Raw genomic sequence first — 12035 nt, 5'->3', positions numbered from 1 at the left:
ACCCAACATTTATATATTCTAGCAATGTTTAAGTTCGTAGTAAGGAATTTAGTCTTTCTTTATTCATAAAGAGAGGACTAAAGTCCGAACGATCAAACACGCGATCGGGTGCTATAAGATCGCGCCCTAAATAACCCAGTCAAGTGCACCGCAAATCACCCTAAAGATAGAGATTCTGCGTCCCTAACAGAAGATGCAAACCTCGAATAATGAAAAGCAGCCAACAACGGATCTAATTTCTGATTCCACATCAAATCAGCCAACAACTTAGCCGTCACCGGAGCCAACAAAATGCCATTGCGATAATGCCCAGTTGCCAGAGTCAAATTCTCCCAAACACTCGCACCCAAAATCGGCAACTCGTCAGGAGTAGCAGGCCGAAATCCCCACCAAAACTCTCGAATCGGATAATTTTGCAATTCTGGATATAACTTAATCGCTCCTGCTAACAAACTTTGTATTCCCGCAGGCGTATTTCCTGGGGTAAAATCCACATTTTCGCTAGTTGCCCCAATAATAATTCTACCATCTTGACGCGGCACAATATAAATGCCAGTCCCGAATAAAACTGTTTGCAGCGGCTGAATCACTCCCAAATCTTCAGGTACGCATACCGAAAGCATTTGCCCCTTTCTGGGAAAAACCGGAACATTCAATAACTTCTCACACCAAGGCCCTGCCGCCAAAACATAACAATCTGCTTGCAATTTTCCTGCCGTTGTTTCAACCCCAAAAACTCGGTTTCCCTGCCGAATAATTTCCTTTGCACTGTCTTGAATAATCTCAATCTGCAATTCATTAGTTGCGCTTTGAAGCGTCCGAAATAAAGCGCGGTTGTCCACTTGAGCGTCGTCAGGATACCACCAACCCCCAATTACTTCATCACCCAATCCCAATTGATGTTGGCGAACAGCATCTCTGTCCAACCATTGAGAATTAAGGTTTGACAAAAGCGGCTTTTCTTGAGACTCATTTTGACACACGGGCGCGAGAATTCCCGATCGCCAATATCCCGTTTTCAACCCCGTAATCTCTTCTAGCCGTTCCACCCAGGCTGCATACAGCGCGCGACTTTGCAAGCACAAATCCAGCATCGGACTGGGGGGAATTCGTTCGGCTTGGGGGGCGAGCATTCCGGCTGCGGCCCGGGCCGTCGGTTGTTTAGAATCGGCGGTGAGAACGGCGACAGATGCCCCTCGCAACTTCAGTTCAACTGCTAGGGAAAGGCCGATAATTCCGCCGCCCACAATCAGAATATCTTGAGATGAATTCATTAACTTTTCTATGGACTTTCTGGCTTGTTTTACCTCGGGGCTTTCTTGAGATTAAGGTGCTGGCGTGCATTGGTATCAACAATCGCTTAAAATCCTTTTTATCTCTCGTTTATAACCGAGGCCCGATCCCCCTAAATCCCCCTTAAGAAGGGGGACTTTGAGTGCTTTTGGTTCCCCTTAAGAAGGGGGAACTTTGATGCTCTTGTTCCCCGCAACGATACGGGGAACCCAAGACGCTCTTGTCCCCCCCTTCTTAAGGGGGGCTAGGGGGGATCGAAAGCTTTATCGTCAGCCAGCAGACTCATGCTAGATTTGACGTATTTGTTGACACTAATGGCTGGTGTGTGCACCTTACATGGAGAATTTTTGGGCAAGTCTTACATATTATCTTGCAAGGCGATCGTCCGATCGGCCTTCCTGCACAAAAAATCTATCCTTGAGGTTTCCACACAGTTTCCGAGCCCTGGCCCCAAAAACCGTCATATTTTGTCACCTTAATATCGCCTAAAACCTTAGTCTGGCAGGACAAACGGCGGTTCGATGCGGGAGAATGGGGAGGAACCGAAAGTCGGGCTTTTTCGCGCCACTCGGACTCGGAAACTTCGCCCTCGACGCTGACGGCGCAGGTGCCGCAAGTCCCCAAACCGTGGCAGTTGATGACTTGGGCGTTGCCATTGTAGAGATCGATGCCGTTTTTCAGCAAAACTTCACGGAGATTGGATGCGCGATCGCACTCAAATGTTTTTCCTTGCGCTTGTACCTCAACCACAGCAATTTACCCCAATTAGATTTATGTTAATTTTCCTATATATTGTCGCATTAATTTCCCATAAATTCCTCTAATATGGTAAGTCATATATTACCAATTTCTCGATCGCAAAATCCCATGACAAATCGGCTCTGGATCTACGATACCACGCTGCGAGACGGCGCTCAGTGCGAGGGACTCTGCTTATCTCTCGAAGATAAACTGCGAATTGCTCGACAGTTAGACAGTTTAGGAATTCCGTTTATTGAAGGCGGCTGGCCGGGGGCGAATCCTAAAGACGTACAATTTTTTTGGCGGCTCAAAGAACAGCCGTTAACTCAAGCCGAAGTAGTCGCTTTTTGTTCGACTAGACGGCCCGGAAGAACGGCAGCAAATGATGAAATGTTGCAGGATATTTTGTCTGCAGGTACTCGCTGGGTAACGCTGTTCGGCAAGTCGTGGGATTTGCACGTGATTGAAGGTTTGAAGACGACGCTAGAAGAAAATCTGGCGATGATTCGAGATACAATTGAATATTTGCGGAGTCAGGGAAGGCGCGTTATTTACGATGCGGAACACTGGTTTGACGGCTACAAACACAATCCCGATTATGCGATTAAAACTTTAGCAGCGGCGGCGGATGCCGGTGCAGAATGGCTGGTGCTTTGCGATACTAACGGCGGTACTTTGCCTCACGAAGTCAGTCAGGTTGTTCGCGATGTTTTAGCAGCTTTGGGAACTAATCGCGCCTCATCCTTACAGTTAGGAATTCACACGCACAACGACTCGGGAGTTGCGGTTGCTAATGCGTTAGCTGCCGTGCAAGAAGGCGTGACGATGGTACAGGGAACTATTAACGGTTACGGAGAACGCTGCGGTAATGCTGATTTGTGTTCTTTGATTCCTAATTTTAAGCTCAAGCTGGGTTATGATTGCATTCAAGACGAGCAGTTAGCTAAATTAACTCAAGTCAGTCGATCGATCAGCGAAATTGTCAACCTTGCTCCCGATGACCGCGCTCCTTTTGTCGGTCTTTCGGCTTTTGCTCACAAGGGCGGAATTCACGTATCGGCGGTGGAGAAAAATCCGTTAACTTACGAACATTTGGAACCGCAAAAAGTCGGCAACATCCGGCGAATTGTGATTTCGGATCAAGCTGGTTTGAGTAATGTTTTGGCGAAGGCTAAGACTTTTGGCATTGAGCTCGATCGCAAAAACCCTGCTTGCCGCCAAATTCTGCAAAAATTGAAAGATTTGGAAAGTCAGGGATATCAATTTGAGGGCGCTGAGGCGTCTTTTGAATTGTTGATGCGGGAGGCTTTGTCGCAGCGACAGCGCTGGTTTGAAATTACGGGATTTCAAGTCCACTGCGATAAGGTTGGCGAAGATTGTACGGCTTTGGCAACTGTGAAATTGTCAGTAAACGGTACAATTATTCTGGAATGTGCGGAAGGAAACGGCCCGGTTTCGGCTTTGGATGCGGCTTTGCGGAAAGCTTTGGTGAATTTTTATCCGGCGATCGCGCATTTTTATCTGACAGATTACAAGGTGCGGATTCTGGATTCTGGTGCGGGTACTTCTGCTAAAACTCGCGTGTTGGTTGAGTTTAGTAACGGCCAAGATCGTTGGACGACGGTTGGGGTTTCTGGTAATATTTTGGATGCTTCTTGTCAGGCGGTTGTTGAGGGTTTGGAGTACGGTTTGGTGCTGGAAAATCAGGAGGCGATCGCCCTAGTTTGCCGGGTACATTGAGTGAGTAGAAAATAGCAAAAATTCCCATTATTACGATATATTGTAGGGTGCCTCGCTGCCAGATTTGTGATTTTACTGACAGATTGTTGATGGCGACGCACCTGACGATTATTTCTATGTGGAATCTAAATACACAGCCCGAACCGCTATAATGCAAGTAATTCAGAAACAGAAGTACCATTCGCTAGAGGGCTAACCCATGACCGCAGCGATCGCGACACCAATCAATCAAATTAAGTTGACTCCTGGTAGTGCCATGAGCGTTTCAGGGCTAACCTGGAAAACCTATGAAGCGTTGCTGCAAGACTTGGGAGATAATCGTTCAACTCGCATTGCCTATAACCAGGGAGTATTGGAGATCAGGATGCCAGGAGAACCGCACGAAATTGTCAATCGACTGCTGGCAAAAATCATTACAATGCTGGCAATGGAGTTGGGGATGGAGGCAAATGATTTTGGTTCAACCACGCTGAATCGTGAAAGCATCGATCGCGGGATTGAGCCAGATACCTGTTTCTACATCCAAAATGCCGCACGAGGGCAAGGGATGGAGACGAAGGCTTCTGAAAGTCTTGCCCCCGATTTGGCATTGGAAGTAGATATTGCCAGTTCTTGGGCCAGCAAAATGTCTATCTATCGGGCAATGGAAGTTCCAGAAATCTGGTTGTATCGGCGGCAGGTATTGAGCATTCAATTGCTCCAGGATGGGCAGTACACAAATGCAGTTAACAGCCACGCTTTTCCTATGGTGAACGTTGACCAGTTGAATCAGTGGATTGAACTGCGAAAAACGGAGACGGATCTGACTGTGTTGCGAGAAGTGCAGAGGTTTGGTCGGGAATACATTGCATCCAACTGAAAATCAAAGTGTGCCATCATAATACTACCCTACTTTTATAGATATGCAATCCACAAATGAGTATCCAGACTTTAGTTCTCAAGGATATCAGGTTGACCGAGTTCTAGGGGAAAATCGCTCTGGAGGTCGAGTTACTTACAAAGCAATTCAAATAAAAGATCAAAAAGCTGTTGCGATCAAGCAATTTCAATTTGCAACCAGCACAACCTCTTGGGCTGGGTATAATGCTTATCAAGCAGAACTTAAGATATTAAGATCGCTCGATCATCCTAACATCCCCCTATATCTTAATTCATTTGAAACTGCGAACGGGTTTTGCTTAATTCAGGAATACAAAAGAGCTGTTCCTTTGTCTCACTCTCAACATTTTGAACCACAGGAAATTAAGCAAATTGCTATTGAGATATTGAATATTCTTGTCTATTTACAGCAGCACTCTCCCTCTATTATCCATAGAGATATTAAGCCAGAAAATATCCTGGTTAATCGTTCACGACAGATCGCAGCTTATCTCATAGACTTTGGCTTTGCCCGCACAAGTGACGATACAACAGTTAGCAGTGTTGTTAAAGGCACAATGGGATTTATGCCACCAGAACAACTATTCAATCGTGAACTGACAGAATCATCCGATCTCTATAGTTTAGGAATGACACTAATTTGTTTATTAACAAAAACAAAATCAACCGAGATTGGAAATTTACTCGATGAGCACAGTCGCATTCAATTTAAAAAGAAGCTACCTAGATTGAATTCTCAGTTTGTTAACTGGCTAGATAAAATGGTATCTACCAGCATTAAAACTCGCTATCCTAATGCGGCTATTGCGTTGAAGGAACTTCAGCCAATTGACATTGGTGGTGAAAACGGTATCCTTGGAAAAGGGTTGAATTTCACCAATTCTAAACCAACAAAGGTTATATTTGGCAGCCTAGTCATTTTTGGAATCATGGCATCGCTTGGAACACTGATTGTGGCTCAACAAGCTCCTATGACTAGAGACTCTTCTGATGTGAACGAAATATTTTCCATGGTGAACAACACTCTGTGGCGAGTGGGGGCAGAACCTGGATTTTACCATCCAGTTCCCTGGAGATTTTCCGCCGACGGAACTGTGAGTGCAAGCAATCTGTGGCGGGGTGTTTGGAAAAAAAGCAACGTTAGGGCACGATCGATTGAAGTTCACATAATAATGCATCAAAATGGCGATACAGATAGTTTCTCTGTAATGTTTAGCCCTGACGGGCAAAGTTTTACCGCCTTTAAGGAAGGCAAAAAATATCGGTTTGCTGAAAGGATGATGCCATAGGAAGGCAGAGTTTAATCCCATGACTCAAGCAATCAGTGTACGCAATCCTCGCACGGGTGAATTAAATGCCTGGATTACACAATGGTATATGTCAGATTGATTGATGACAACAGAATACTCAAATCCCCGACTTCTTGAAGAAGTCGGGGATTTAATAATTTCTCACTTGTTTAAGGATGCAAAAACTCTAAATGATCTCCCGGAATCGATCGCAATTTTGCAGCAGATCCTTGCAGTTTCAACCTGCCGCGTTCTAACATGATAATCCAATCGGCGCGATCGATCACTCGCGGCCTGTGACTGATAAAAATCGTGGTTTTCCCGTGCCGGTGCATCAACAAATTCTCCAAGACTTCCGCTTCGCTGGCGGGGTCTAGCCCTGCGGTAGATTCGTCTAAAATCAATACTGGCGGGTTGTTGAGAATGGCGCGGGCGATCGCCAATCTCTGTCTCTGTCCCCCAGAAATATTCGCTCCAAACTCCCCTAAAACAGTTTGATATTTATCAGGTAATTGGCTGATAAATTCATCCGCCCCCGCAATCTTACACGCTTTCACAATCTGTTCAAAGCTGGCATTTGGACTGCCCAAATGAAAATTATCGAGAATCGAACGGCTCCAGAAATGCGCTTCTTGGGGAACTAGAACCACCTGCTGTCTGAGACAGTCGAGAGACAAATCCTGCAAGTTGTAACCGCCAATTCTAACATTACCAGATTGCAGCGGATAAAGACCAGCAATTACTTTAGCTAGCGTACTTTTCCCGCAGCCGGAATAGCCGATCAAAGCAATTGCTTGACCGCCCGGAAACGTGACAGAAAAATTTTCCAGCAAGTCAAGTCTGCCGGGGTAGTGAAAATTAACACTCTTACAAACAATAGCGTCGCGATCCTGAATCGTGACAACTGGTTTATTGCTATCATTTTTAGTTTCCGGCGCAGCGTCGATGACTTCCGAAAGCCGTTGAGTTGCTGTCTGGACGCGAGCCATTTCATCAGTAAATTCGACCAAGGAATTCACCCAAGTAGTAACGTTTTGATTCATGCTAATAAACGCTAGCAACTGACCGATGCTCAATACCTTGTCAATCACCAAACCGCTGCCCAACCACAGCAGGCCAATGCTGCCCGCAGAAGCAATAAAACCCGAAAATATATTATTGAGAATGCCAATTTGCGTAGTGCGGAAAGTGAGATTTGCTAAGCGACCGAATCGGCCTTGAAATTCTTCCCAAAGTTGCTGGGCGCTGCTAGTAGTTTTCACAGTGAGCGCGCCTTTAAAAGTTTCTACTAAAACGCCTTGAGTTTCTGCTTCCAGCACAAATAAATTCCGAGTTTTTTGCTGCAATACGGGCATAAATACTACTGTAGAAGCGGTCATGAACAAAGCCATCACTGTAGCTGCTAGCGTCAGTTCTTTGCTGTAAAATAACATGAAAATAAAAGAAACTACAGCTATAAAAAATTGACTGGGCAAGCTGATAGCAAATTGAGAAACTAATTTATTTATTTCTTGGATATCTTGTAATCTACTGACGATTTCCCCGCTGCGTCGGGTTTCGTAAAAGCTCAAAGGCAATCGCAGGAATTTGCGCCCGAATTCCATCACTAATCCCAACTCTAAACGCTGGGAAAATTGAGCAATTAAGTTCGACTGTACCAGTCCTAAACTGCTGCTAAAAAGGTTCATAGCTATAACTGCGATCGCCACACTTGCCAAAAGTTGCGTGTCGCCCCGCACCAAAATGTCGTCGGTGAGCAGTTGCACTAGAAAAGGCGAAGAAATTGACAGCAAACCCAACACCGCATTTAGCAACAATGCTTCGATTAAAATCTGGCGGTAAATCCCAATCCGGCGCATCCATTTTTGTACGGAATTCGCGGGCGGTTGACCGTCTGCTTCGGCAAAAAATCGATCGGGATCTGGGTCTACTAGCAAGCACAGCCAATCTGTCCAACCTGCTGCTAATTCTTCTTTGGAAATATAGCGCATACCGACAGCCGGATCGCCGATCGCATATTTGTTCCCCTGCTTTCCGTACAAAACCACCCAGTGATACCCGCTCCAGTGAATAATTGCCGGTAAAGGTGCTTCGTCAATTTTGTCTAAAATAGCAGCCGCTGCTCGCACGGATCGAGCGTTAAAGCCCACCGCCTCAGCACCTTGTTTCAAGCCCAGCAAAGTCGTCCCCTTTTGGCCGGTGCCCGCACATTCTCGCAAGCGGCTAATTGTAAAATTCTGTCCGTAAAATTTCGCGATCGAAGCCAGACAAGCCGCCCCGCAATCTTCTTCGCTCTGCTGGAGAACAACCTGATATTTCTTAAACCTGTTGATTTGTCCGAATAATGGCATTTTGCCGATCAAAGGGATGTTCTTTAACATTTTGCAAAATGAATAATGGTAGAGCATAATGAAGATTACTCATCACCAACTACCCAATCAGCAAAAAGCACCCATAAAGTTATGGGTGCTTTTTTGCTCCACAGTTCTAGAGCTGAATTGACAGCAGTAAACTTTAGTAGTAGCCGTAGCGGACTACTCTTCTGTATGAACCGTCGCAATTCCGGCGGTACACGACCCAACTGCGCCGCCGCTGCCGGTGACAGTTGTATCGATTGGAATAATAGTAACCGCCGTTGACGCTAGCTGATTCTTCAGGGGTGAGTTCAGCAAACAGTGAATTGTCCTTTGTTTCTTGCATGATGTGACTCCATTTAAGTTGATAAGATTGAACGAGAACTAGAAATTTTATAAAATTTATATAGTCTCGTGTAATTACTAACTCATAGTTCTTCAAGTGCTGTGCGACTTCCGGAATATTACTGATAAATTTTCAAAATTCATTCCGATCGCACTACCTGACTCATTTATCTAAACCACTAGGGTTTTGTAAGGGCGATCGCGACTCGGATCGTACAGATAAAGCTGGCTCGGCTGTGGCAGGAAAAACAGCGTATTGACGCCATTGCTGCTGTTCTTGGTGTCGCTGTTGCTGTTAGCACCGCCGATACCGCTGGTAATGCTGCCACCGCTGACAGTCGCAGATTCTCGATCGGTTAGTTCGGTAAAGAGTGAATCTTGTTGATTGTCCGGCATAAGGAACTCCTATTAAGACATATATAGTTACTTACGTACCGCGACCAGAAAAACCGGGTAACAGTGCCAAAACTCATTGCCCAAACGCCTTATTTTCATGGCTGTTGCCCGCTGGCTTCACCATTCTTGATGTTTGGGGAAATTTGCGGGCGGGTGCGGCAAAGCTGTGCGGATTTTGACCTTGACCCTGTGAATTTTGATTGAGACTTCTAAACCTATGCTTGGTATCCGGAAAGCTGAAAATAAATCTGACAAAAGAATTAGGCGATCGATCTCTCCTTCTTCCAACTCATACCCTTTGAAATTTGGGAATGACTGATTTAATCAGGGTTTGGAGCTGTTTTACAGTTGCATTCTTTTTTTGAACTGGTATTAAAACTCAAAAATATCCTCCCCCAACTCAAAATTCAAAACTCAAAACGATTCCCCCTCACCCCCAGTAGCCGCCATGTCTCGCACTCCCGAACCCACACCCGCAGAAACCTTTGATAACGACCAGTTTTTGCCCCCTGTCAGCCGCTGGACGACTTTGGGGGGAATTTTGATGGTGGCGACCTTTGGCGGGGCGATCGCCCTTGCTAGCGTCACCAAATACAGCGCTACAGTCAAAGCAGACGCGATCGTCCGTCCAGCCGGAGAAGTGCGCCTCGTGCAAGCAGCAACCGATGGAAACGTCGAAAGCATTGCTGTCAGCGAAAATCAGACAGTGAAAGCAGGAGATGCGATCGCAGTTGTAGACGCTTCGCGTTTGGGAACTCAAAAAAAGCAGTTCCAAGACATAATCAATCAGTCTCAAACCGCAGCAGGGCAAATCAACCAGCAACTGCGGGACTTGGAAAATCAAATTTTGGCCAGCGGCCAATTTCAAACCATCCAAAATCAAAGTCCAGCGGCACAGGAATTAGTCGAATCCGCTTTAGTAAAAATCGCCGCATCGCAGCCGGATGTTGCCGAGAGACTGGGCAGAAGTCGGCGGGTTTTGCTCGTCAAGCGATCGTCCATTCAACAACAATTAATTCAAGCTAAAAAAGAACTCAATCAAATTCAGTCAAAACTCGAAAATAGCGTGATCCGCGCGCCCGCTGATGGTACAATTCTCAGATTGGAAGTCCGAAATACAGGTCAAACCGTACAAGCAGGCAGCGCGATCGCCCAAATCGTCCCCAGCGACGTACCCTTAGTAGTCAAAGCCAAAGTGACATCCCAAGACATCGCCCGCATCCAAATCGGCCAACCCGTACAGATCAGAATTTCCGCTTTACCCTTCCCCGACTACGGCACATTGAAAGGAACAGTCAGCGAAATCGCCCCAGATGCGATCGCGCCTCAAAATCCCGGTAACAATTTAGGTACAGCCTATTACGAAGTAGCAATTAAACCCCAACAAACCTATTTAACAAAACTCAACTCCACCAGCGGTCAATTCTTCGGAAACTCCCAGGTAAATGTCCCCCGCCAGTATTCAATTCAATCCGGAATGGAGGGCAGAGCCGATATTATTACCAATCAAGAAACAGTGCTGACATTTATTTTGCGCAAAGCAAGGTTGCTGACAGATTGGTAATAGCTTTCAAACCCATTTCTTAAATGCTGCGGCTGAGGACACGGCAATGCCCAAAACCTGTCAACTTAAAACCGCAAACCTTTGTATCTCTCGTTTATAGCCTCTTGCCAGATCCTCTCAATCCCCCGAATCGTTGCGGGGACTTTGATGACTTCCAGTTCCCCCCTTCTTAAGGGGGGTTAGGGGGGATCGGGCCTTAATCGTCAGACAGTAGACCTGTACTACATAAGACATAAAATTGACACTAATGGACAATGCCGTCTCCCTACAGATGTCTTAAAAGTGGAACGGGCTAGAAGCCCGTTCCTGACAAGGGTGCAAAATGTAAATTTTAACCAAAAGTATCTTAAATCAAAATAACGTGTCAATATAGAAATGTGACTTCAATTCTATTCTTTCCTCATGGGCAAACAGCGCGTTCTTTCAGGAGTTCAGCCAACAGGCAATCTTCACCTCGGTAACTATCTCGGAGCCATTCGCAACTGGGTAGAAGGTCAAAGCCAGTACGAAAATTACTTTTGCGTAGTCGATTTGCACGCAATTACCGCACCGCACAATCCAGCAACTCTAGCATCCGACACTTACACCATCGCCGCTCTCTATTTAGCTTGCGGCATTGATTTAGAATATTCTACTATTTTCGTGCAATCCCACGTCTCGGCGCACACAGAACTAGCATGGCTGCTCAACTGCATTACGCCGATTAACTGGCTCGAAGATATGATTCAGTTTAAAGAAAAAGCAGTTAAACAAGGCGAAAATGTCAACGCAGGCTTGCTAAATTATCCCGTGTTGATGGCAGCAGACATCTTGCTTTACGATGCCGACAAAGTGCCCGTAGGAGAAGACCAAAAACAGCATTTGGAACTCACCCGCGATATTGTCATCAGATTAAACCACCAATTCGGAACACCCGAAAAACCAGTCTTGAAACTTCCCGAACCGTTAATTCGGACTGACGGCGCGAGAGTGATGAGTTTGACTGACGGCACGCGCAAAATGTCAAAATCTGACCCTTCCGAACAAAGTCGAATTAACTTATTAGATTCGCCAGATACGATCGCCAAAAAAATCAAGCGCTGCAAAACAGATGCCGTGCGGGGCTTGACTTTCGACGACCCCGAGCGCCCCGAAGCTAGAAATTTGCTGACACTTTACCTCCTGCTTTCCGGCAAATCAAAGGAAGAAGTAGCAGCCGAATGTGAAAACATGGGTTGGGGAGATTTCAAACCATTGTTGACAGAGACAACAATTAATGCACTCAAACCAATTCAGGATAAATACAAGCAAATAATGGACGATCCGGGATATTTAGAATCTGTACTGCGTCGCGGCAGAGAACAAGCAGAAACTATTGCCAACCAAACTTTGACTAAGGTAAAAACTGCTTTCGGTTATTCTCTACCTAATTAGTCAGCAGTCATCAGTCCTGCC

At 45.8% G+C, this 12035-nt stretch carries 10 protein-coding genes; 5 read left to right on the top strand and 5 right to left on the bottom strand.

Annotated elements, in window-relative coordinates:
• Positions 1-155: 155 nt before the first annotated feature.
• Positions 156-1274: a glycine oxidase ThiO gene (gene thiO / locus QUB63_RS10250; protein ID WP_332944912.1), complete on the bottom strand. Its 1119-nt coding sequence runs from the start codon at positions 1272-1274 to the stop codon at positions 156-158.
• Between the two features lie 430 nt (positions 1275-1704).
• Entirely contained in the window at positions 1705-2043 is a 339-nt protein-coding gene (locus QUB63_RS10245; RefSeq protein ID WP_332944911.1) for a 2Fe-2S iron-sulfur cluster-binding protein, read from the bottom strand.
• Between the two features lie 117 nt (positions 2044-2160).
• On the opposite strand from QUB63_RS10245, the gene cimA reads away from it, so the two are divergent.
• The 3 genes from cimA to QUB63_RS10230 all read left to right on the top strand — a co-directional run bounded on the left by cimA (position 2161) and on the right by QUB63_RS10230 (position 5942).
• Positions 2161-3774 carry a citramalate synthase gene (gene cimA, locus QUB63_RS10240; protein WP_332944910.1) on the top strand — a complete coding sequence of 538 codons (1614 nt, stop codon included), beginning with the start codon at positions 2161-2163 and terminating at the stop codon, positions 3772-3774.
• 199 nt (positions 3775-3973) lie between these two features.
• On the top strand, positions 3974-4633 hold the full coding sequence (locus QUB63_RS10235) for a Uma2 family endonuclease (protein WP_332944909.1): 660 nt from the start codon (positions 3974-3976) through the stop codon (positions 4631-4633).
• Between the two features lie 43 nt (positions 4634-4676).
• Positions 4677-5942 carry a serine/threonine protein kinase gene (locus tag QUB63_RS10230; protein ID WP_332944908.1) on the top strand — a complete coding sequence of 422 codons (1266 nt, stop codon included), beginning with the start codon at positions 4677-4679 and terminating at the stop codon, positions 5940-5942.
• Between the two features lie 170 nt (positions 5943-6112).
• On the opposite strand, the gene QUB63_RS10225 is transcribed toward QUB63_RS10230, so the two are convergent.
• The 3 genes from QUB63_RS10225 to QUB63_RS10215 form a co-directional block, all read right to left on the bottom strand.
• Complete coding sequence (locus QUB63_RS10225) at positions 6113-8323, bottom strand: peptidase domain-containing ABC transporter (protein ID WP_332944907.1); 2211 nt, start codon at positions 8321-8323, stop codon at positions 6113-6115.
• A 133-nt stretch (positions 8324-8456) separates the two neighbouring features.
• Positions 8457-8642 carry a hypothetical protein gene (locus QUB63_RS10220; protein ID WP_332944905.1) on the bottom strand — a complete coding sequence of 62 codons (186 nt, stop codon included), beginning with the start codon at positions 8640-8642 and terminating at the stop codon, positions 8457-8459.
• A gap of 170 nt (positions 8643-8812) precedes the next feature.
• Positions 8813-9037: a secretion protein HlyD gene (locus tag QUB63_RS10215; protein ID WP_332944903.1), complete on the bottom strand. Its 225-nt coding sequence runs from the start codon at positions 9035-9037 to the stop codon at positions 8813-8815.
• A 448-nt stretch (positions 9038-9485) separates the two neighbouring features.
• On the opposite strand from QUB63_RS10215, the gene QUB63_RS10210 reads away from it, so the two are divergent.
• Together QUB63_RS10210 and trpS are read left to right on the top strand one after the other, a co-directional pair.
• Positions 9486-10601, top strand: a complete 1116-nt coding sequence (locus QUB63_RS10210) for an HlyD family secretion protein (protein ID WP_332944902.1) — start codon at positions 9486-9488, stop codon at positions 10599-10601.
• A gap of 402 nt (positions 10602-11003) precedes the next feature.
• Entirely contained in the window at positions 11004-12014 is a 1011-nt protein-coding gene (gene trpS / locus QUB63_RS10205; protein ID WP_332944901.1) for a tryptophan--tRNA ligase, read from the top strand.
• The last annotated feature ends 21 nt before the right edge of the window (positions 12015-12035 follow it).

Origin of the sequence: Microcoleus sp. ARI1-B5, assembly GCF_036705795.1 — a bacterium.
GTDB lineage: Bacteria > Cyanobacteriota > Cyanobacteriia > Cyanobacteriales > Microcoleaceae > Microcoleus.
This window is presented reverse-complemented; position numbering and strand designations above follow the sequence as displayed.